At 47.0% G+C, this 22,009-nt stretch carries 22 protein-coding genes; 15 read left to right on the top strand and 7 right to left on the bottom strand.

Annotated features, from left to right (window positions below; translation table 11 throughout):
• The first annotated feature begins 248 nt into the window (after positions 1–248).
• From BGP75_RS18010 to BGP75_RS18000, 3 genes are read left to right on the top strand one after another with little or no spacing between them, the layout of a single operon-like run.
• Positions 249–938, top strand: coding sequence for a hypothetical protein (locus tag BGP75_RS18010; RefSeq protein WP_076720260.1), 690 nt, complete (start codon positions 249–251; stop codon positions 936–938).
• 2 nt (positions 939–940) lie between these two features.
• Positions 941–3,130 (top strand): MFS transporter, encoded by a 2,190-nt coding sequence (locus tag BGP75_RS18005; RefSeq protein WP_076720259.1) that lies wholly within the window; start codon positions 941–943, stop codon positions 3,128–3,130.
• Positions 3,127–4,125: an ABC transporter substrate-binding protein gene (locus BGP75_RS18000; protein ID WP_076720258.1), complete on the top strand. Its 999-nt coding sequence runs from the start codon at positions 3,127–3,129 to the stop codon at positions 4,123–4,125. Before BGP75_RS18005 ends, BGP75_RS18000 begins: the two co-directional genes overlap by 4 nt.
• Positions 4,126–4,506: 381 nt before the next feature.
• Here BGP75_RS18000 and BGP75_RS17995 read toward each other — a convergent pair whose 3' ends face one another.
• Positions 4,507–4,998 (bottom strand): type VI secretion system tube protein Hcp, encoded by a 492-nt coding sequence (locus tag BGP75_RS17995; RefSeq protein WP_076720257.1) that lies wholly within the window; start codon positions 4,996–4,998, stop codon positions 4,507–4,509.
• 282 nt (positions 4,999–5,280) lie between these two features.
• On the opposite strand from BGP75_RS17995, the gene mog reads away from it, so the two are divergent.
• The gene (gene mog / locus BGP75_RS17990; RefSeq protein ID WP_076720256.1) at positions 5,281–5,811 is read left to right on the top strand and encodes a molybdopterin adenylyltransferase; all 531 of its coding nucleotides are present in this window, start codon (positions 5,281–5,283) and stop codon (positions 5,809–5,811) included.
• 78 nt (positions 5,812–5,889) lie between these two features.
• On the opposite strand, the gene ppx is transcribed toward mog, so the two are convergent.
• Complete coding sequence (gene ppx / locus BGP75_RS17985; RefSeq protein WP_076720255.1) at positions 5,890–7,374, bottom strand: exopolyphosphatase; 1,485 nt, start codon at positions 7,372–7,374, stop codon at positions 5,890–5,892.
• Between the two features lie 45 nt (positions 7,375–7,419).
• A complete protein-coding gene (locus tag BGP75_RS17980; RefSeq protein ID WP_076720254.1) occupies positions 7,420–7,770 on the bottom strand; it encodes a 4a-hydroxytetrahydrobiopterin dehydratase in 351 nt (116 codons plus the stop codon).
• A gap of 540 nt (positions 7,771–8,310) precedes the next feature.
• Between BGP75_RS17980 and coxB the strand changes: the two genes are divergently transcribed.
• The 5 genes from coxB to BGP75_RS17960 all read left to right on the top strand — a co-directional run bounded on the left by coxB (position 8,311) and on the right by BGP75_RS17960 (position 12,818).
• A complete protein-coding gene (coxB, locus tag BGP75_RS17975) occupies positions 8,311–9,483 on the top strand; it encodes a cytochrome c oxidase subunit II (RefSeq protein WP_083704904.1) in 1,173 nt (390 codons plus the stop codon).
• Positions 9,484–9,496: 13 nt separating this feature from the next.
• The gene (gene ctaD / locus BGP75_RS17970) at positions 9,497–11,113 is read left to right on the top strand and encodes a cytochrome c oxidase subunit I (RefSeq protein WP_076720253.1); all 1,617 of its coding nucleotides are present in this window, start codon (positions 9,497–9,499) and stop codon (positions 11,111–11,113) included.
• Complete coding sequence (locus BGP75_RS27600; RefSeq protein WP_255395948.1) at positions 11,097–11,228, top strand: hypothetical protein; 132 nt, start codon at positions 11,097–11,099, stop codon at positions 11,226–11,228. The genes ctaD and BGP75_RS27600 overlap by 17 nt, the downstream gene beginning before the upstream one ends.
• A gap of 2 nt (positions 11,229–11,230) precedes the next feature.
• Complete coding sequence (locus BGP75_RS17965; RefSeq protein WP_076720252.1) at positions 11,231–11,812, top strand: cytochrome c oxidase assembly protein; 582 nt, start codon at positions 11,231–11,233, stop codon at positions 11,810–11,812.
• Positions 11,813–11,945: 133 nt separating this feature from the next.
• On the top strand, positions 11,946–12,818 hold the full coding sequence (locus BGP75_RS17960) for a cytochrome c oxidase subunit 3 (RefSeq protein WP_076720251.1): 873 nt from the start codon (positions 11,946–11,948) through the stop codon (positions 12,816–12,818).
• 30 nt (positions 12,819–12,848) lie between these two features.
• Here BGP75_RS17960 and BGP75_RS17955 read toward each other — a convergent pair whose 3' ends face one another.
• Positions 12,849–13,064 (bottom strand): DUF2909 domain-containing protein, encoded by a 216-nt coding sequence (locus BGP75_RS17955; protein ID WP_076720250.1) that lies wholly within the window; start codon positions 13,062–13,064, stop codon positions 12,849–12,851.
• A 141-nt stretch (positions 13,065–13,205) separates the two neighbouring features.
• Here BGP75_RS17955 and BGP75_RS17950 point away from each other — a divergent pair, with 141 nt between their 5' ends.
• Genes BGP75_RS17950 through cyoE form a run of 3 tightly spaced genes read left to right on the top strand, consistent with a single transcriptional unit; the run spans position 13,206 to position 15,600 of the window.
• On the top strand, positions 13,206–14,039 hold the full coding sequence (locus tag BGP75_RS17950; protein ID WP_076720249.1) for an SURF1 family protein: 834 nt from the start codon (positions 13,206–13,208) through the stop codon (positions 14,037–14,039).
• Entirely contained in the window at positions 14,040–14,693 is a 654-nt protein-coding gene (locus BGP75_RS17945) for a hypothetical protein (protein ID WP_076720248.1), read from the top strand.
• Positions 14,680–15,600 (top strand): heme o synthase, encoded by a 921-nt coding sequence (gene cyoE / locus BGP75_RS17940; RefSeq protein ID WP_076720247.1) that lies wholly within the window; start codon positions 14,680–14,682, stop codon positions 15,598–15,600. Before BGP75_RS17945 ends, cyoE begins: the two co-directional genes overlap by 14 nt.
• 164 nt (positions 15,601–15,764) lie before the next feature.
• Here cyoE and BGP75_RS17935 read toward each other — a convergent pair whose 3' ends face one another.
• Positions 15,765–17,171, bottom strand: a complete 1,407-nt coding sequence (locus BGP75_RS17935) for a cbb3-type cytochrome c oxidase subunit I (protein ID WP_198939395.1) — start codon at positions 17,169–17,171, stop codon at positions 15,765–15,767.
• Positions 17,172–17,325: 154 nt separating this feature from the next.
• On the opposite strand from BGP75_RS17935, the gene BGP75_RS17930 reads away from it, so the two are divergent.
• Positions 17,326–18,567 (top strand): heme A synthase, encoded by a 1,242-nt coding sequence (locus BGP75_RS17930; protein ID WP_233152973.1) that lies wholly within the window; start codon positions 17,326–17,328, stop codon positions 18,565–18,567.
• Here the strand turns inward: BGP75_RS17930 and BGP75_RS17925 are convergent.
• Together BGP75_RS17925 and BGP75_RS17920 are read right to left on the bottom strand one after the other, a co-directional pair.
• The gene (locus tag BGP75_RS17925; RefSeq protein ID WP_076720246.1) at positions 18,530–18,925 is read right to left on the bottom strand and encodes a transporter substrate-binding domain-containing protein; all 396 of its coding nucleotides are present in this window, start codon (positions 18,923–18,925) and stop codon (positions 18,530–18,532) included. The two genes, BGP75_RS17930 and BGP75_RS17925, sit on opposite strands and share 38 nt — an antisense overlap.
• Positions 18,926–18,966: 41 nt before the next feature.
• Positions 18,967–19,329, bottom strand: coding sequence for a hypothetical protein (locus BGP75_RS17920; RefSeq protein WP_076720245.1), 363 nt, complete (start codon positions 19,327–19,329; stop codon positions 18,967–18,969).
• Positions 19,330–19,845: 516 nt separating this feature from the next.
• On the opposite strand from BGP75_RS17920, the gene BGP75_RS17915 reads away from it, so the two are divergent.
• Both BGP75_RS17915 and BGP75_RS17910 read left to right on the top strand, forming a co-directional pair.
• Positions 19,846–21,030, top strand: coding sequence for a thiamine pyrophosphate-dependent dehydrogenase E1 component subunit alpha (locus BGP75_RS17915; RefSeq protein WP_076720244.1), 1,185 nt, complete (start codon positions 19,846–19,848; stop codon positions 21,028–21,030).
• Positions 21,023–22,000, top strand: a complete 978-nt coding sequence (locus BGP75_RS17910) for an alpha-ketoacid dehydrogenase subunit beta (RefSeq protein WP_076720243.1) — start codon at positions 21,023–21,025, stop codon at positions 21,998–22,000. The genes BGP75_RS17915 and BGP75_RS17910 overlap by 8 nt, the downstream gene beginning before the upstream one ends.
• Positions 22,001–22,009: the final 9 nt, after the last annotated feature.

Raw genomic sequence — 22,009 nt, 5'->3', positions numbered from 1 at the left:
AGTCTGCATCCGGATATTTCTTATTGTTCGTTGAATCTGCAAAGCATGTCTCTAAAACTGGTTATCGATCCACTTATTCCTAACGAATTACAATAAACTAAACAAGCGGTTACGGAAAAGACAATTATTCGGATGATGGATATTAAATTGGCTAACCCTTCGTTATCCTCATGCTAGACTCAGCAGGTAGTTAAAATCAGGCTTGGTAGTAAATCTCATCAGTCGAGTCATATCTGTAATGGTGATTAATGAAAACAACAGGCTGGCGATTAATTATAGTCGCATTGGTGGTCTCTATTTTTGCGATAGGAATGTCAACGCTGCTGAATTACTTTAAATTTCGTGCGACAACAGCAGAAATGCTCAAGTCACGAGTGTTGGTTGTCGCTGATGATATTGATCGAAATGTGGTTTCCTCACTGGCTTTAGGGCTTTCCTTTTCAGAAATTTCCACCCTGCAGCCACTGATTGAAGCCGAACAGGCGGCAGCTGATTCTATCCGCCAGATAATAGTCTTCGATACCAAAGGTAAGATTCTTTACAGCACCGTCCCGGATCAAATGGGTGGCCGGGTTGACTCCGACTGGTTAAAAACGGCGAGTACCAGCGGAGAAGGATGGCTTATTGAAGGGGCTGATCTGAATATTACTGGTCGGGCATTAAGTAACAGTTTTGATCTTAGGGTTGGCTACGTTGCCTTGGCTTATTCCCCTGATCATATGAATGCAGCGGCTGTCATGGGTAAGGAGCTTTTGTTGATAGCGATAGCTGTTTTACTGTTTGCCATGTTGCTTATTTTTTCAGGGTTACCACCGCTGATAAGGAGGTTAGATAAGGATCTGAAAGCGATGGCTGATGTTTCTGAGTTGAGTGATGCCATTGCTAAAGTCGATAAAGAGTTAGAGCAGATTCATCAGACGCTGGAGGTAAAGTCTTAGTAATGGATGCCACTTACCTAAAGCGGATGTATTGGAAAGTGACGGGGTTTATTCTGATCATTGTTACTTTGTGTTTGGCGCTAACCTCTTATTACTCGCAGAAACAGTTTGAGCAAGCGTTGATACCTGAAGTTGCAAAGAAAGCTCAGACAGTAGGGAAGGGGATTAACCGACTGATCGTCAAGGCTGTCGATCTGGGGATTGCTTACGATCAGCTCTACGCCGTTAATCAGGCTTTTGCTGCTGTGATTGCAGAGCACCCTGAGTTTGATTACATCGCAGCGACTGATCGACAGGGAGAGGTGCTGTTTTTGTCTGGTGAGCTGCCAGCTGTGAATCAACAGTATTTTAAACAGCCTGCCGCATTTGCTCTCCAAGGTTTTTCAGTGGATGTTGAAAACCCAGTAATCACCGTTGGAAATCAATATGTTATTTCTGTGCCTATTTTTAGTGAAAGGGTCATAGCACAACCTGATGGTGAATATCGCCCCGTTGAAGGTCAAGGGATTGAGGCAGATACGGGGCTGAAAATGCTTGGAATGCTGCATATCGGAATCGGCAGTGTTTTTATCGATCAGTTATTGACGGAAGTGATGCTGGATATTCTGGTAATCCTGATTGTGGCCCTTTTCTTTACTCGCGAGTTACTTAGTTTTATGTCCGGCGCTCAGCTGGAGTCAACTATTGATGCCTATTCCAGTGTTCTGGCCCGAGTCAGGGAAAGAGACTTTCGGGGCCGTATCAATGCGAGTGCTGATGGTGAGCTTGGCCGTTCAATGGGAAAAATTGATCTGGCACTCGATGAATTGCAGGAAAAATACCTGCTGTTAAAAGACAGAGTTCGAGCTATTAAAACAGATGATGTCTGGGACAATTTAACTCGTCGATACCAGTTCCTGCGCCCTCAGGTCCTGGACACTCATCACTCTCCGGTAGTCACTTCTTCCTCTCAGCAGGAGAAGGCCGAGGTCGGCGGCGTCATGAACAGAATTAGAGCGCCGTTATTTATATTTATTCTTGCTGAAGAACTGACTCGCCCGTTTTTGCCCGGGTATATCAGTCAGTTGCTGGTTCCGATACCCGGACTCTCCCCGCAGGTTGCCATTGGTTTACCCATTGTTCTGTTTATGCTGATCGTCGCTGTGGGACAACCCTATCTGGGAGTTTGGAGTGAACGCTTTGGAAGACGTGGCACCATGCTGCTGGGGGCATTGATCGCGTCAGTGGGTTTTTTAGGTACAGCGTTGGCGCTGGACTTTTATCAGCTGCTGCTGTGGCGATCCGCTTGTGCGCTTGGCTATGCACTGGTTTTCGTTGCTGCTCAAGGCTTTATTCTTGACCATTCAAGTCCGAGTAATCGAGCGAAAGGGTTCGCATTGTTCATTGGGGCGATCATGGTTGCAACGATTTGTGGTCCGTCTATTGGTGGAATTCTGGCCGATAATATCGGCTATCGACAATCCTTTTCGGTGGCTGCTGCGTTAGCTTTGGTAGCGATGATCGTAATCTGGCGACTTCCTAAGGATGATCGTATCCGAGGGGCATCCCAGCAGAGGCGTGGTAGCAGTGCGCTGAAACTATCTGTTATGACTAAGTTGTTGTTGAATCGACGATTTATGTCATTGGCTGGATTGGCGGCCATGCCTGCAAAAATAGGCTTAACCGGTATCTGTTTTTATTTATTACCCTTGTATATCCTTTCCACCGAGGGGACTCAAGCGATGGCGGGGCGTTTGCTGATGGTCTACGCCGTATTGATGGTTATTATCGTACCGCTGGCCGCAGGGGTGGGAAATAGCTGCTCAGGTCGTGAAAAACTGGTGGCGTCCGGGTTATGTGTTTCAGGAATAGGTGGGTTGGCTTTGATGGTGTCAGACAGTAGTTGGGCAGTCCTGGCGCTAATCTGCTCGCTGGGGGTTGGTCAGGCTTTATCCATTGCCTCTCAGAGTGCTTTGGTTGCAGACCATTGTGATGACGAAATTCAACGATTTGGTAGTGATGCCGTATACGGTGTCTATCGATTGTTAGAACGACTCGGCAATGCGTTAGGACCCTTGCTGGCCAGTGTTCTGGTGATCTATCAGGGTTACCAGGGAGCTTTGGTCGGAATTGGCCTGCTACTGATGCTTAGTGGTGTGTTATTTGCTCTTTCGATAGCGCTCAGTCGTGAGCGACAAGAGGTTTCGGTATGAGCCGCCAACTATCATTATGCCTGCTGATGTTGTTGGGATTGTCTGAATTCGGCAATGCGGATCCCTTAAGGATTTATGGCATCTTGTATCGTGGGGAGACAGCGGTAGAGAAAGGCTTTCAGGATTACTTTCGGGAGCAGGGGATTGATGTGCAATATACCTGGCGTAATCTCAATCGGGATAAATCCAAGCTTCCGGGGTTTGTTCAAGAGATTCGACAGCAAAAGCCGGATCTGGTTTACACCTGGGGCACTACCGTAACTCTGGGTGTTCTGGGAGCTTACGACAGCATTGATCCAAATAACCATATCACTGATATTCCTGTTGTCTTCACTCTGGTCGCAGCGCCCGTCAGAGCAAAAATTGTCGAGGACATGAGCTCTTCTAATCGCAATGTGACCGGCGTTACGGTTACGGTTCCGATCGAGACACAGATACGCGCGATAGAATCGTACCGACCCTTTAATACGCTGGGAATACTCTATACACCGACAGAAAAGAACTCAGTCGTTTTTGTAGAAGACATCCGAAAACTGGGTGAGGAAATGGGTTTTAAGGTGGTCGCTAACGCGTTTCATTTGGACGCCAATAACAAGCCAGTGGTTGATGGAGCCGAAGAACTACTGAGTCAGTTGAAGAACCAGGGAGCCCAATGGTTGTACCTGCCACCTGATTCCTTTCTTGGCAGTCAAGCTAAGACAAGAATCATACCTGAGGCGATGAGGCTGGGGTTACCTACATTCGCTTCTACTGAGCAGTTGATGTCTACTGGTGCTTTAGCAGGTTTAGTCAGTCGCTATCAGGGAATCGGCCGTTTTACCGCTCACAAGGTAAAGCAGATTCTGGTAGATAAAATTCCCCCCGCCCGCATTTCAATGGGACCGTTATCGCGCTTTTCGTTCCAGATCAATCTTGATGCCGTGAAACAGTTGAAACTGCCGCCACCGCTTCAGATGCTTAACTATGCGGAGATCTTAAATGGGGAAACCGAATAAAAGTCTATTTGAGAGTTTAGGCCGTTGCTCAGAGGTCAGTCCGACAGCAGAGATCAGTGTGCCTGTTACTAACTTCAGACTTGCAATGGCTATTGTTTAATTGTAACGCTGCCAATGTCACCAGGATCACTGTATAAAGTGATTAATAAACAATGAATATTTTTAATTGTTATATGAAGGTATGTGAAAACTAAAAAAGGTAATAAAAATATCAACTTACAGATTTCTGAGAACCTTGAAGGAAAAAGAGAACCCTTCAAGGTTCTATACTTGTAGAGGTGCTGCTTTAAAGAAAAAGGCTATGATTATGAAGATGACCCATTGGCAATCTATTAGTAAGATGTTCCAGACGGACAGCTTGTCAGCTTCAGATCAACAAACCTAAACTTTAGCGTTCGCCTCGATATCCCAACCGTACTCGCCAGCAGATGAAGTCTTACCCTTATCATCCTGAACAAAGTACTCAACCTTAACTTTGGCAAAATTAAGGGTAACATTTTCCGTTAGCCGGTCTTCACCACCACTGCCTCCGCTGGAAACGGATGTGATGATGCATTTTTCCATGGTGATTTCCATGTACTTTTGTGCACCTTCCCCTGCTTTACGGCACAACAATACACATTTATCAATATGGGTACCTTGTGAACAATGAAGCATTATCGGCGTCGTTGCCGTATCCAGGTACTTAGTGAAAGACAGATCCTGTATGTTAACTTTACCGGCACCACCACCGCCACCGGTGTGGAAAGAACCTGACTGAGACATTCCCCAGCTCCAGGCTAAAACGTCAATGTCTTTGCCTTTGGACTGTTCTTTGTCTTTAGTCTCACCCTTAATCTTATCGCCCATATTAATAAAAATATCGACAGCCATTGCGGTATCTCCTTCGCGTGTTTATTCCAATTTTAGAGTGCTAATATTTCACTCGGTCAAGAAATTACGTCAAGGAGAGTATTTAGTCAAATATTAGACCGATGGCTGGTGTGAAATAGCCTGATCTGTTCTTTATTTTACGCTTCAGCGGTAACTTGAGAACAACCTTATTGCTTTGCCCCCAGATCCCCGGTAGCGTAGCGGCCAAGTATTTTCCCTGGCGGGAAGGAGCGAATTTCCCGTCAGGGATCTGCATCGGTTCAGAGGTTAAAGGTAAAGAACATGACTACAGCAAAAATCGGTATTGTAACTGTTAGCGATCGGGCCAGCGCCGGTGTTTATGATGATGTCTCAGGTAAGGCGATTATTGAGACCCTGAATGAATACCTGACCTCTCCATGGGAGCCGGTATACGAGGTTATTCCTGATGAGCAAGCGGTTATTGAATCAACCCTGATTAAGATGACCGACGAGCAGCAATGCAGTTTGGTGGTAACCACCGGTGGTACCGGTCCTGCCAAAAGGGATGTCACTCCAGAGGCTACTGAAGCTGTTTGTGATCGAATGATGCCGGGTTTTGGTGAGCTCATGCGTGCCGAGTCGTTGAAGTTTGTTGCTACTGCTATTCTCTCACGACAGACTGCGGGCTTGCGTGGAGATAGTCTGATTATCAATCTACCGGGGAAACCTAAGTCTATTCGTGAATGTCTGGACGCTGTTTTTCCTGCGGTTCCTTATTGTATCGACTTGATGGAAGGGCCTTATCTTGAGTGCAACGAGGAAGTTATCAAGCCTTTCAGACCGAAGAAGTAGCGTTTAGTGGCACTCAGCCGTCATGGAGTGATGGCGGAGAATTTTAATATCGATCCAGTGCCCGTTCGGTGTCACCTGTTAATTGAATTTCAGCGTTACACCGATGGCTTTTAGATAGCCCGCTTCCTGCTCCAGGTCTGCTTGGGTCAAAGGGTGGCTTTCAAGCCAGTCCTTGGGAAACTTCAGGGTTAGTTTCTTTCCTGAATTCAGATTTAATTTGAGATCTGGAACCTGCTCAGGTTGTCGGCTGTGATGAAGGGCAATTGCTAGCCTCAGCAATATGGTTAATGAGAGAAGTTGTAATCGCTGTGAGGGATTAAAAGACTCTAATTCAGAAAGGGCCATCTTCCTGCGATGATTTCTGACTAATAGGGCCAGCTGTTGTTGTTCTCTTTGGTTGAATCCAACTAAATCTGAGTGCCTGATCAGATAGCTGCCGTGCTTCTGAAACTGGCTGTGGGATATCGCCAGACCTATTTCGTGAAGACGGCTGCTCCAGCCCAATAGCTCACGATTAACGTTACTGTCCAGCTCTGTTTGGGCCAGGCATCGAAGCGCGGTTGTTTCCACATTGCTGGCATAGTCCATATCAACAAAGTATCGTTCCATTAAGGCCGTTATGGTTCTTTCCCGGACATCCTCATGTTGCCGACGACCGATTTGATCATAGAGCAGTCCTTCCCGCAAAGCCCCTTCCGAATGGCTCATGCTCTCGATTTCCAGCGCTTCGAAGACAGCTATCAAAATGGCAATACCCCCGGGCATTATGGCTGCTCTATTGTCCTTGATTCCGCGTAGTTGGATTTTGTCTAATGAGTCAAAGCCAATAAGCTGTTGTTTTAAGGAGTGCAGAAATTTTAGAGTGATAGGATGATGGTGTTTATCCTGATTCAATAAATGAAAGGCAGCCTTAATGGTGCCGGAAGAACCCACCACGTCGTTCCAGCCACGTCTGAGATAGTGACTGCGGATGTTGAGTAGTTCCGAATGGGCAGCGTTGATTGCTCGCTGAAAACTCTGTTTGTTTAATTGGCCGTTAGAAAAAAAACGAAGGCTATAGGAGATACAACCCATGTGGAGGCTTTCCAGCTCCATCGGTGAAAAACGTTCACCAATGGTGAGTTCAGTACTGCCGCCGCCGATATCAACAACCAGTCGGCGTTCCTGATCATCAGAGTGAGTATGAGCAACACCCAGATAAATTAGTCGGGCTTCTTCCCGACCTGAAATAACTTCCACTGGGCATTCAAGTAGCGACTCAGCAGCTTGAATGAATTGTTGGCGATTTCGAGCTGCTCTTAGCGTGTTGGTGCCAACAATCCGAATCGAATCCCGAGGAATTCCTTTAAGACGTTGAGCAAATCGTTCCAGGCAACTCAGTCCCCGTGAGATAGCGTCGTCTGAGAGTATTCTGTCATCGTTGAGAGAGGAGGCCAGCTGGATTTTTTCGCCAATGCGCTCAACCATCTGTATTTCACCTTGCACGAGTCGGGCAATAGACAGATGGAAGCTGTTAGAACCAAGATCGATGGCCGCCAGTTGTGGATGCTGGGGCTTGCTCATCTAGCTTTGACCGGATTGATAACATTGGTTAAGCATCGTATGAGACTATTGCAGCGCATCAGTCTTCGCAGCACAGATAAAATCATTTTTATGCAGTCCTTTGATACTGTGAGACCACCAGGTCACCGTAACCTTACCCCAGGTTGTATGGAGGTCTGGGTGATGCCCTTGTTCTTCAGCCATTTCTCCGACACGATTGGTAAACGCCAATGCATCGCGAAAATTCTTGAAGGTAAATGACCGCTCCAGTTGCAGTACTCCGTTTCTGGATACACTCACCCAGTCGGGAATTTCTTTGCTCAGTTCCAGCAGTTCCTGATGACTGACTTGAGGTGCATCGGCACGGCAGGCTTCGCAAGACAGAGTGTTTAGTTTTGAAGAGTTAAGTTCTGACATGCTTGAACTCCTTGTGTGAGGGAATCCGCTAAGTAAGTCCATTATGCTCTCTTTAGTCCTTTGTCGTTTCTTTGGTCAAAAGTGCTTGCTACTGAAATGTCTTGAATTACCTGCCTGATCTACTATTGAAACGGGATGATTAAGGAACTTAATCACTTATAAAATAGCACTTTCATCCGTCGCCAGGATGTGACAGCTCCTTTTGTATCCTGGCTTAGCCATTGTGGATCAGTCATTAAAGGGAGGATTGACTTTACCCGATTCTTCAGAGTCTCGCTGATTATTGCCACGGGGTCTACAGTCTTCAAAAAATTTACATTAAATGTTTATCGAACAAGCTATTTCAGTATTCAGATAGAAATACAGTGTTTATAGCGCTTGTAGCGGTATAACAGTGCAGAAATTATGGGTTTAATATATTGAGAAATATCATTTTTTCAATATTGGCATTGCACTTTATAAAACAACGTCTAAGTTAATAACTGATAAAAAAAATAATTATACAGAAGTATACAGCTGTCTCATCGGAGGTAGGGCGGTATGCGTTTTCTTGCTGCATTTTTTAGGGGTCAAGCCAAAAAAGGTCGGTACTGGATCAGCAGAGGGTCGCTGGTGTTACCGCCGGTTCTGTTGTGGTCTGGTCATACCAGGGCTGAGTATGGGCTTAATTTTCCACAGCCGGCAGCATCGGTGGCTCAGGAAATTTATGATATCCATATGCTCACCATGCAGGTTGCCACTGCACTGCTCATCATAGTTTTTTCTTTTGTTTTCTACTCTCTCTACTTTCATCGAAAAAGTCGCGGTTATAAAGCTGATCAGAAATTCCACGATACCTGGTTTGGCCATTGGTCTTGGATCATCGTACCGGCACTGGTGCTGGGTGTGGATTTAACCATTGCCAGCAATGCTAACACGGTGCTGGAAAAGGTTTGGGAAGTCCCTGATGACAAAGATATTCTGGATGTGAAAGTGACTGGTCATCAGTGGTGGTGGGAATTTGATTATCTGGATCATGGAATTAAGGTCGAGAGCCGTTATGTCCCGGAGGAGCAATCCAAGGATCTTTATCTGCGGGAGGTGGATAACAGGTTAGTACTACCGACGGGTACCAAAATCCGCTTCCTTCATACATCCGCTGACGTACTGCATGCTTTTTGGGTTCCTGAACTCGCCGTTAAAAAAGATGCCATTCCTGGCTACGTTACCGAAACCTGGGTAGACCTTAACAGAGAGGGGGTATTCAGAGGCCAGTGTGCTGAGTTATGCGGAACCTGGCACTCCCGGATGCCTATTGTTGTGGAGTCGGTTTCTCCGGAAAAGTTTGCTGCCTGGACCGCTGAACAAAAAGGGATCATGCAAGCAGCGGCTGAAGAGGCCAGTTCTGATAAAACCTGGACTTTTGAAGAATTAATGGCAAAGGGCGAGGAGCTGTATAACACCAAATGTGCGGCCTGCCATCAGGTGACAGGCGCGGGTTTACCACCGGTCTTCCCTCCACTGAAAGGTTCTGCTCTGGCAAAAGGAGCGCTGGCTGGTCATCTTGAGGTTGTTTTAAAAGGCAAACCTGGTTCGGCTATGCCCCCCTGGGCTTCCCTGAATGATCTGGAGATTGCGGCAATCGTTACCTATGAGCGAAACGCCTGGGGTAATGATGCAGATGGCGGCAGTGATAGAATTGTTCAACCCGCTGATGTGAAGCAGCACCGATAGAGGATTTTCATTGATGACTACAGTGGCTGCAGACCATCATCATGACCATGCCCCAACGGGATGGCGTCGCTGGGTGTACAGTACCAATCATAAGGATATTGGCACACTCTACCTGCTGTTTGCGTTGACCATGTTGTTCCTTGGAGGAACCAGTGCGATGTTGATTCGCGCGGAGTTGTTCCAGCCGGGGATTCAGTTGTTACAACCGGATCTTTACAACAATCTGGTGACCAATCATGCGTTAATTATGATTTTTGGAGCGGTGATGCCTGCCGCCGCCGGACTGGCCAACTGGATGATTCCTTTGATGATCGGGGCGCCGGATATGGCCTTACCGAGGATGAATAATCTGAGCTTCTGGATTCTTCCTGCAGCGGCAACCATGCTGATCCTTTCCTTTGTTGTTCCTTTTTTCCCCGGCGGTGGAACTCAGATAAATACAGGTTGGACTCTTTATCCTCCACTTTCCCTGCAGGTCGGGATGTCGATGGATTTTCTGATTTTTGCTATCCACTTATTGGGAATCTCTTCAGTACTGGCGTCTATTAATATTATCGTCACACTGCTTAATATGCGGGCGCCAGGTATGACATTGATGAAAATGCCAATGTTCTGCTGGACATGGTTAGTTACCGCTTTCTTGCTGATTCTGGTGGTGCCGGTGTTAGCGGGTGGTGTAACCATGTTGTTATTTGACCGTCATTTTGGCACCAGCTTTTTTGATGCGGCAGGCGGTGGTGATCCCGTTTTGTTCCAGCATTTGTTTTGGTTCTTTGGCCACCCGGAGGTGTATGTGCTGTTACTTCCCTCGATCGGTGTGCTCGCTCATGTAATCCCAACTTTTTCTCGTAAGCCTTTGTTTGGCTATCGCTCGATGGTTGGTGCGATGTTGGCTGTCGCAACCATAGGTATGGTGGTTTGGGCTCATCACCAGTACACCATAGGGATGTCTCTGGGGGCGGTCAGTTACTTTATGATTGGCACGATCATTATCTCTATCCCTGTCGGGCTGATGATTTTCAACTTCATTGCTACGATGTGGCGAGGGGCCATGACCTTTGAAACCCCGATGCTGTTTGCTGTGGCGATTATTCTGATGTTCACGTTTGGTGGACTGAGTGGTGTGATGTTGGCGGTGGTGCCAGCGGATATGCAATACCACGACAGCATGTTTGTTGTGGCCCATTTTCATTATGTCCTGATGCCCGGTGCCGTCTTCGGCTTGTTTGCCGGTGTGTTTTACTGGTTGCCTAAGTGGACAGGGCATATGTACGACGAAACGCTGGCCAAGATCTTTTTCTGGGTCAATGTAATTGGTTTTAATCTGACATTTTTCCCCCAGCATTTCCTTGGTTTGGCGGGAATGCCACGACGAATTGTTGACTACAACGTCATGTTTACGGAATTTAACGTGGTTTCCAGTATCGGGGCGATGATTTTTGGCTTAAGCCATCTGTTATTGCTCTATATTGTTATTAAGACTATCCGAGGCGGCAAGAAGGCCGATGCCAAGGTCTGGGAGGGCGCTCATGGACTTGAATGGCATCTGGATTCACCACCTGCGTTCCATACCTGGACGACTCCACCTGAACAGCTAGAACTGAAGGATACTTATGAAAACCCCGCATAATCTTAAAAAAAAGAATGGTCTTCTGGCTCTGGTGCTGGGAGGTTTTGCATTGCTGGTGCTGGTGACTTCCTTCCCTTTCTGGCAGGAAGTACTTGTTGCGGCGGCGAATAAATAGGGATGACAGATAAAGAGAACCTACAGCAAAAAAACCGACGTACACTGGTCCTGCTATCAGGCTTGGTGATAGGGATGTTTGCGTTCGGGTTTGCTTTGGTTCCGCTGTATAACTTGATTTGCCAGGTTGCTGGAATTCAGTCAGTGGCTGTTAGATCAGCGGCTGAGCCACTGGTTGCACCCGATACTGTTATCGAAAGTGGTGATACGGAACGGCTGCTGACAGTGAAGCTTGATGCAAGTGTACACCCCAGCCTGCCCTGGAAAATCGATTTGAAACAGGGGAGCAAATTAGAAGTAAAAACAGGGAAAGTTTATGAAGTGGTGTTTACCGCCCTGAACCGGAGTAACGATCCGGTCAGTGCGCAAGCTATTCCCAGTGTAACTCCCTGGCAAGCAAACCCGTATTTCAATAAGTTGGAATGTTTTTGTTTCAATCAGCAAACCCTGGCAGGAGGTGAACAAAGCGAAATGCCATTACGTTTTGTTATCTCGCCTAAGCTGCCCAAGGGAATTAATTCGATCACTCTGTCCTACAGCGTGATGAAAATAGAGAACGCCCCGTTGGCTCAGTTATCTCAATAGCCTGATGACTGTTGTTGATTCGAGCTGTTCTGAAGCGAGTTTTTGCAGACGGGATTGTTCTCTGATTACAGTGATTAACAGCGGTAATCATTAATAACAATAACAGGGCCTATAGACTTACGGGAGATCCAGTATGTCAGCCGACCAAAACAGTGATCACTACTTTATTCCAGACCCCAGCCCCTGGCCTGTCATTGGTATGGTGTCCTTGCTGCTGGCGTTGATCGGAACAGCCTTGACAATGAATGGAGTGGGGATTGGCAAGTATGTGACAATTGCGGGTCTGGTGCTTTTTGCGGTACTGCTGTTTGGCTGGTTCAGCGATGTGGTCAGAGAAAATCTCAGTGATTGCTACAATCGTCAGGTGGATCGATCATTTCGTATGGGAATGATGTGGTTTATTGCCTCAGAAGTATTCTTTTTTGGAGCCTTCTTCGGCTCTCTTTTCTATATTCGAAATATTGCCGTTCCCTGGTTGGGGGGTGATGGGTACTTAGGAGTGACTCAAGAGTTGCTCTACGGTGAATATCAGCCTGTATGGCCCACTCATGGGCCCGCGGAAGTTGGTGGAGATTTTGCTCCCATGGGGCCTTGGGGCGTGCCCGCCATTAATACTTTCCTATTGTTGAGTAGTGGCGCGACGATTACCTGGGCACACTGGGGATTGAAGCTCAACAAGCAAAATCATCTGGTTTGGGGTCTGATTGCCACGATTGTTCTAGGACTGCTTTTTGCTGCTTTGCAGGCTTGGGAGTACGGTCATGCATACAATGAACTGAATCTTACTTTGGGGACCGGAATCTACGGCTCCACCTTTTATATGCTTACCGGTTTTCATGGATTCCATGTTTGTATGGGAGCGATTATGTTGATGGCTATACTCGGTCGCAGCATGAAAGGGCATTTCAGCCCACACAATCACTTTGCTTTTGAAGCGGTGGCCTGGTATTGGCACTTTGTCGATGTGGTTTGGCTGGGATTGTTTATCTTTGTTTACTGGCTCTAGAGCCCATATGAGGAAGGTTTATCCGCAGCTTTATAAACCGTTAGGCTGGATGATCCCGGTAAGGTATCCAACGACCAACAATCCGAACAATAAAAAAGAGAGCACAATTCGAATTGTCAGAGCTTGTACAACACGGGTCTTACCGTTTTCACCATCATCCTTGGCAAGACAGTACATGCTGCGAGCCAGGGCACTGACAATAAACACCAGAATCAGAATGACGGGTAATTTGATCATTATGTCCATAGGGAGCCTCTCAGCGAATTCAGTTTATTATCTCGGGCCTTTGATGCCCTTCAGAGGGCAAGTAGCTCGGCTGCCGGACCAGAATCGATCAAACTTCATGACTGGATAACACTGTATTCTGTCACTTAATTATAGGACAACATGACCCTGATAGATGCTCAATTTTCGCCTCATTGGATACTGACAGCGGTGGTCGGTCTGTTGGTGGCTGTATTTGTTTATCTAGGCTTATGGCAGCTGGAGCGGGCTGAGCAAAAACAGCAGTTGGCAGAGACTCTTACTCTGAGGCAGCAACAGAAACCCTTGGCACTCATTGATGACATGTTGCTGGAAGAAAGTAATCTACAGGAACCCAGTGATCCGGAAAATTTTGCACAAAAGCTTGAGTACCGGCAACTTAAAGTGGAAGGTGAGTTTTTGCCGGAAAAATCTGTACTGATTGAGAATCGAAAACATCGGGGTAAAACCGGATTTCATGTGATAACTCCTTTTTTGCTATCCAAGGGTGAACATATATTGCTGATAAATCGGGGGTGGGTAAAAGCGGGACCTGAATTGAGTATTCCTCAGTTTGATACCCCCAGCGGGACTCTACAGTTGATTGGGACGGTATCGATACCTTCCCCGCCTGTCCTGGATCTGACAGACTCTGACCAGAGTGGGACGGCAGTTACTGGCAGTATACAGCGATGGCCTTTTTTCACCTTAGAGCGCTATCAGCAATGGTCAGGAGGCGATATTTATCCACTGGTCTTACTACTGTCGCCGGAAAGTCAAGGTGGCTTTACCCGCCAATGGCCTAAACCTCAGGTTGATCCAAGCATGCACATTGGCTATGCCCTGCAATGGTTCGCTTTTGCTTTGATTGTTATCCTTATCTGGCTGAAATTGTCGATGAAAAAACGTTCAGTGCCTGCTATCCAGTCAGATGGCGCTTTTAAAGAGGTGATGGAAGATATGGAGGATAAATATTAAATGGACATGACTGCATCTGCTCCTGCTACCAAAAAATATGGATCGCTGACTTTACTCTTATTGATTGGGCTCTTTGGTTTACCCCCATTGATGGGGTGGCTGTTTTTTCTCAATCCTCAATGGTTGCCGGATAAGCATAGTAATCAGGGAGAATTGATACACCCTGCACGGCCAGTTTATCCGTTACAACTTAAGTGGAACGACGGTCGATTGTTGAAAGCTGACGAATTTAATGACGCCTGGCGGATGGTGGTGGTAGCCCGAGGCTTGTGTGATGAAATTTGTGGACAACGATTAACGGGAATTGATGAAGTTCGACGGGCGATTGGTGGAAATCAGCGTCGAATCCTGCCCCTGATTATCCTGTTACCCGCTGAAGGGGGGGGGAGCTCGTCTCGAGTTGCAGCGAAAGCCGATGAAGCAAGTACAGATACTTTGTGGGTTACGGAGGAATCTCTGGAGCATTTTTCACAGCTATTTGAATTGGACCAACATCCGTTAACGGACTATACGTTTGTTATAGACCCGATGGGTGCTTTGATGATGAGTCATGATCAACAGCGGCTGAGCCAGAAGCAAATTCTTGAGGATATGGAGCAGCTACTCAAAATTTCTCAAAACTGGGTGAAGGGTACAGAATATGGCCACAACTGAAGCTGTTACTCGTTCCAGAGGAAGTTTTCCCTGGCGTAACTACTATCAGCTAACCAAACCTAAGGTTGTGCTGTTGATAACGTTTACGGCATTGGTAGGGATGCTTTTATCAGAGTCGGGAGCTGTTCCCTGGCAACCTTTGATATTCGGTCTGATTGGCATCTCCCTGGCAGCCGCTTCGGGAGCGGTAATCAACCATATTATCGACCAACGCATTGACGCCATTATGGCCCGTACTAAGCGCAGGCCGATTCCAAGCGGTAATATGGATAGTTCTCATGCGATAGCTTTTGCTGTCCTGCTGGCATTGACCTCAATGCTGATGCTGTGGTTCTTGGTGAATGGTCTGACAGCTATACTGACTTTTATGGCATTGATCGGCTATGCCTTTGTTTATACTCTTTTTCTGAAGCGTAACACCCCGCAGAATATTATCTGGGGTGGTTTAGCGGGCGCTGCGCCTCCTCTGTTGGGGTGGACAGCGATAACCGGTGAAGTAACAACAGAAGCTTTTTTGCTGCTGTTGATTATTTTCATCTGGACACCTCCTCACTTTTGGCCGTTGGCAATACACCGGCATCAAGAGTATGCCAAGGCGGGAATTCCCATGCTGCCGGTTACTCACGGTATTCCATTTACAAAGAATCAGGTATTGGTTTATTCAGTGATGCTGCTGGCCGTTTCGATGATGCCATTTTTTGTTCATATGAGCGGCATGCTTTACCTGCTGGGGGCTACCATTCTGGGGTTGGGGTTTGTGTGGCATTGCTGGAAACTCTGGCAAGGCGATGGCATACAGCATGCTATGAAAACCTTTAAATTTTCAATTGTTTATCTCTGTATGTTGTTTGCCTTACTGTTAATTGATCACTATCTGGTGTTCTTTGTGCCTGCTTATATGGGCTAATCACAGTGGTTTAGGCAAATAACCCTGATTTAGGGAATAAACGAAGGTCCAGACATCAGACGGTGGCCTGAATTGTCAGTCAGTGGTTTACATTCACGGTTGAAAGTAACCCCGGGACAGGTTTGCTTAAAAAACTGACGCTGGGGTCTAAGGAGCCTAACCTGCTACTGAATATTTGGTTGCTGCACTCCGGGGTGTTCTGTTTTGGCACCCTGCAGGAATGCCCGCAACATTATCCAGACAAAAAGTATTCCGCCAATGACAGCCATCAACCCACCGATACCCATGACTCCCATGGATAGTTTTGCTGCCAGACTGTCCAGTCCCTGAGCTGCCCCAGCCGTTTTTCTTTGAATACCCATGGCTCCAGAAAGGGCGAGTCCGGTGATATGCAGTAATTGACCGATGCCATAGCATAGTGGCTGGATACTGGCGAGGCGGCCAGTAATCGGACGGTAACCCAGCTTAGGTAATAACAGGTATCCAAGACCCATCAAAGCTAATGTGATACCAACAATGGAGCCGTGGTAATGGGCAGGTATTACAGTATTTACCCCGGATATCATCAGGGCAATCCCGCCACCGCAGGCAAACAGCATTATTGACATCCATAGAGTCAAACGCAGAGGGCGGTGTTCCGGGGTAGGACCGGGAGATCTTTTTAATCCATATAACAGGATAACTCCGATGGGTACGGCTGCCAGAACACCACCGTATTGCATCAATCGGGTAAAGGCTAAGCGGGATTCTGGGGAAACTGTCGGGTAGCTGAAATAAATAACGGGTACTGCCAGAACAGGGAGTACGCCGAGCCAAAGCCATCGGCCAAGGGATTTTTCACTGGTTGGAAGTATTACACCACTCGCCACAGCCAGCAGCAACCAAGTAATCAGCAGCAACTGACTGTAGGCAAATTGTAAGCTGTGCCCAGCTCCCCAGAATAAAAATTCAAAGAATCCCTGGCCGCTGATTTCGGGTGGTATATCCCACCAGCTCCAGAGCAGAGCCGCGATTGCTGTGATAGTGGCGATGGCCACGGTAACTGAGGCTACATAGAGGGGATGGCTGTCGTTAATCAACACTTGCCTGTTGCTTGCTATCAATGTCAGTATCAGGCGAAGGGTGATTCCCGAACCAAACACAGCCAAAGAAATAAAGAACAATGGGCGTTGAAGTACAGGGATATAGTTATTCATCAGTGCTGAGCCTTCGCCAAAAAAGGCAGAAACGGCAATACCAACAGTACCTGTTATTGCTAAGACGATAGATAGGAGGCGGAGTAGTGAGGGATCTCTGCATTTGTCAGTCAGAGACCAGAGAACACCCGCCATGGACAGGAACCAGATCAGGACCGATTGATCCACGTGAACAACGAGGGCGGTATGAAAGAAATCGATCCATGGAAAAAAAGCATCGGCTCCGGGTACTCTCGACAGCACCAACAGCAGAGCAAAGATACCAGCGATTGCCAGGGACAAGACCCCCAATTGCAACCAGCGCCTGACCTCCTGAGCCTGGACAGGATTCAGTATTATCCGATCAACGATGCTTTTATCCGTTTTCTGTTTCAAGCAGCTGGTCTCCATTGATGTTTCGTTCAGGGATGTCGCCTGTACAGCGGGCTTTTTACGTCAGTATCTCAGATATAGCGTCCGTACCGTTAAGAACGTAGGTCAGGCGCCGAGCGTTAAGCGTCAGATCTAATAATGATTTATTGAGATTCCCATGAGCAGAGCTAAGATTCAACCGCAATCAATGAGTCAACCGACTGATATTCAAACCCGATTGGCCAGCGGCTCGACAACTTCCGCTTTGCAGAGCAAGGATTCCTGCTCTTTAGCAAAGGACGTAAAAGTCGGTCGTCCTTTTAAAACTCAGTTACGAGTTGCGCTATGCAGTTGCGTCCTGGGAGTGATCGTGGTGATGTTGGGAGCCTATGTAAGACTTTCAGATGCGGGACTGGGTTGTCCGGATTGGCCGGGTTGCTATGGCCAGCTGACAGTTCCCTCTGTAGAGCAGGAGATTCTTGAAGCCAACGCCAGTTATCCACAGCGCCCTCTTGAGGTGGATAAAGCCTGGAAAGAAATGATACATCGCTATCTGGCTGGTTTTTTGGGTTTGTTTATTGTCAGTTTATCATTACTTGCCTGGAAGTTTCGGCAATTGCCGGGACAGCCTAGGCTATTGCCCGCACTGCTGTTACTTGTGGTTGCTTTTCAGGGGATGTTGGGAATGTGGACAGTAACGCTATTGGTGAAGCCGTTGATTGTCACTATTCATCTCTTGGGCGGTCTGGCAACAGTGACTCTTTTATGGTTGCTAAGCTTAAGGTTGATATCTGTTTCCATGGTATTTCGTTCCTTGATACCTCATTTTGTGGAGAAACCTGTCCCTACCCAAAAAATAAAGGGACTATTTGCTGCAATTTTACTGGGAGTATTCATTCTGGTTTTGCAGATATTCCTTGGGGGGTGGACCAGTACTAATTATGCGGCTATTGGCTGCACGGAATTTCCAACCTGTAACAATGGCGTATGGTGGCCTGAAATGGACTTTTCAGAAGGCTTTGTTTTGTGGAGAGGGTTAGGGATCAATTACGAATATGGCGTTCTTGACTATCCTGCCCGCACAGCGATTCATGTCACTCACCGTATTGGTGCTCTGGTTACCGCCGTTTACCTTACGCTGCTGGGCTTGCGTTTGTTGCGCTCCGATTTACCTGTCGCGGTTCGACGGGTAACTTTGCTGTTGCTGGGACTGTTGATGCTGCAACTGGGACTGGGTATCACCAATGTGCTTGCCAAGTTACCTTTATCTGTAGCTGTGGCCCATAATGGCGGAGCATTATTACTGCTGTTAACTCTTACGACGCTAATGTGGCAGTTGTGGCCGTATGTTTCCGGGAAAACGGTTTTTCAACAGGCAAAAGCTAGAAGCAATCCTGTTGGCAGTAATAGTGGTGAATAAGACTGTGGTGGGTTCCTGATGATCTGATTTCTTCCAGCGCAGCCTGCCATGCTTTAATCACAGAATCGGGTGTATTATTTGAAAAAGCAAGGTAAGCCAGATTCTCGTGCAGTTTTACTCCCGTCGTAGTTATCTCTGCTGTTGTTTTCCTGGCTAAATCCAACAGGGTCGGCATCAGTTCAATAGCCAGTGTTGTCAAGGTAACCTGTCCTTCGAAAAGCATATCCCAACAGGCTTTGTAGGAACTGGCCGTCCGTATATTGTTAAAGCCTTGTTGTTTCAGACTATTAACCTGGGGGCTTCCTTGTCGAACGCAGACCGCTTTTGTCTGCTTTGCTTCAGCGATGGAAGTGATCAAGGCAGGGTTCTTCCTGCTTTCCAGAAAATGGATGCTGTCGTTTAACAGGGGGCCGACCCATTTGTATTCAGAGGTTTTATAGTGGTGCGATTAATATCAATGACTGCAATCAACTGTTGATCTTCAAGCGATTCAATAGCCTGTTCTACAGAGTGCTTTTCAATCAAGGGCTGCTGGTTAACACTGATCATCAGCTCTCGAACTAATTCCGTCAAAAAAGCTCCTCGGCCGCCGTGGTGCTTACCGCGAAATTCACCCAGGGTATCGATATAGGTATCTGTGGCTGTGTTGTGGGAATAGACAATGACATTGTTGGCTGGGACCTGGCCATTTTGGTCAGCAGATGCCTGATTGAAAAAAAATGTCTGGCTGATTGTCAGGATGAGCAGTATTGATCTTTTCATTATATTAACGCTGATATTCGTGTAGTTGAGAGATGGTTGTTTTGACTACAGTATAGAGGCTTGGTCCATTATTCATCGCTAAGACCTTGGTGTTATAGGGTTATAAAGGATGGTTGTGACAAGGATAGTTGTAACAATAACAGTTGTAACTGCCTGTGAAAGCCATGGAGTTATTCACAGGTTCCTTATAGGTTCAACAACAGCTGAGTTAATATAATTCCTGAAAAAAAATGCTCTATGGCACTTTTTCATTTGAGCTTCGACACGAGTCTGAAAGGCCTGATTTACCTGCTTTAAACTCCAATTAATAGCAGTGAACGGATTCTAATGAGCAGCTAGTAAAAGCATTGGCTTGTTGAATATACTTTACGTTTACGTAAAAGTAGTTTAAAACTGTCTCCCCACCTTACCCAGGTGGGTCTATATTATTATGAGCAAACCCTCATAAGGGGTCTGCAGCTATCCACTTAGGGGACCCTACTGTCAGGTGTTCCAAAAAATAATGAAGAGGAAGCTATGAAAACGGGTACTAAAGATAGAGTTGTACACAAGCTCAATTTTATCCGTGGAGACGAGCTCCAGATACCGACCTACAAGGTCCTGAAGCAGGATGGTTCTCCTTACAAGGGAGCAACGCTGCCTGATCTGGAACAGAGCACAGCACTCAGAATTTATAAAGCGATGGTCCGCACCCGTGTGCTGGATGAGCGTATGCTGGCAGCTCAACGCCAGGGACGTCTGAGCTTTTATATGCAGTCGACAGGAGAGGAAGCGACCACGGTTGGCTTTGCTGCTGCCCTCGATGATGAAGATATGATCATGGCTCAGTACCGCGAACAGGGGGCTTTGGTCTATCGCGGTTTTACCCTCGATGAATTTATGAATCAGCTATTCAGTAATGAACGAGATTACGGCAAAGGCCGTCAGATGCCGATTCATTATGGTTCTTCCAAGCTGCATTACATGACGATTTCATCTCCACTGGCCACTCAGATTCCACAGGCAACCGGCTATGCCTATGGACAAAAACTTGCGGGTGAAGGTAAATGTACCGTAACGGTCTTTGGTGAAGGTGCCGCTTCTGAAGGTGATTTTCATGCTGCCCTGAATATGGCCTCGGTACTGAAAGTGCCCGTCATTTTTCTCTGTCGAAACAATGGCTATGCCATATCAACCCCGTCTAATGAACAATTTGCAGCCGACGGTATAGCACCGAGAGCTTTGGGTTATGGTATGCATACCATCCGGGTGGATGGTAATGACACATTGGCAGTCTATGCTGCGACTGTTGAAGCCCGTCGAATTGCGGTTGAACAAAATGAACCCGTATTGATTGAAAGTATGAGTTATCGTCTGGCTGCTCATTCTTCTTCCGATGATCCCTCTGGATATCGAAGTAAGAAAGAAGAGGAAGCCTGGGCCAGTAAAGACCCGTTATTGCGAATGAAGCAATGGTTATTCTTACAAAAATGGTGGACTGAAGAAGAAGACAGCAAGCTCTTCGACGCAGAGCGACGAGAGGTTTTAGCAACGCTGAAAGAAGCGGAAAAACGTCCTATTTGTAAACTCGATGAGCTGATCACCGATGTTTATGATACTCCACCGACTTTGCTTGTGGAGCAACTCGATCAGCTAAAGGCACATATCCGTCTGTACCCGGATGCCTATCCAAAGACTTCAGGGGATCTAGACCATGGCTAAAATGAATCTGCTGCAGGCGGTTAACAATGCATTGGATATCGCCATGGCACAAAACTCGAAAGTGATCTGCTTTGGTGAAGATGTTGGTGGGTTTGGCGGGGTGTTCCGCGCGACAAGTCATCTCCAGGAGAAATACGGAAGGGATCGCTGTTTTAATACTCCGTTGGTTGAGCAAGGTATCATTGGTTTCGCCAATGGTTTAGCCTCACAGGGATCAGTACCTGTGGCGGAAATCCAGTTTGCCGATTATATCTTTCCGGCATTTGACCAAATTGTTAACGAGGCTGCTAAATTCCGTTACCGCTCAGGTAACCTGTTCGATGTGGGCGGGCTGACGATACGGACGCCTTATGGGGGCGGTATTGCGGGTGGTCACTACCATTCTCAGTCGCCGGAAGCTTATTTTGCTCAGACACCAGGGTTAAAAGTCGTTGTCCCTCGTAATCCTCATCAAGCCAAGGGGCTACTGTTAGCCTCAATTCGCGACCCCAATCCGGTTATTTTCTTTGAGCCCAAACGTATCTATCGTGCCTCGGTTGGTGAGGTCCCTGAAGAAGATTATGAGTTGCCTTTGAGCAGCGCTGAAGTGGTCAAAGAAGGGAGTGATATTACTCTGCTGGCCTGGGGTGCTCAGATGGAATACCTGGATATGGCTGATCAACTGGCTGAAAAGGATGGAATCTCCTGTGAACTGATTGACCTTCGTACGATTGTTCCCTGGGATATTGAAACTGTAGTTGCTTCTGTAAAGAAAACCGGCCGCTTGCTGATTACCCATGAAGCCCCTGTAACGGGTGGTTTTGCCGGTGAAATTTCTGCGACGATTCAGGAACGCTGCTTCCTGCATCTTGAGTCACCGATTGCACGAGTTGCTGGAATGGACACACCTTATCCGCTGGCGTTGGAGAAGGAATATATTCCCGACCACCTGAAAATTTATGAAGCGATTAAACGCAGTATCCACTTCTAGGGGGATGAG

The sequence above is a fragment of the Motiliproteus sp. MSK22-1 genome, assembly GCF_001968815.1.
In the GTDB taxonomy this organism is placed as follows: domain Bacteria; phylum Pseudomonadota; class Gammaproteobacteria; order Pseudomonadales; family Balneatricaceae; genus Motiliproteus.
This window is presented reverse-complemented; position numbering and strand designations above follow the sequence as displayed.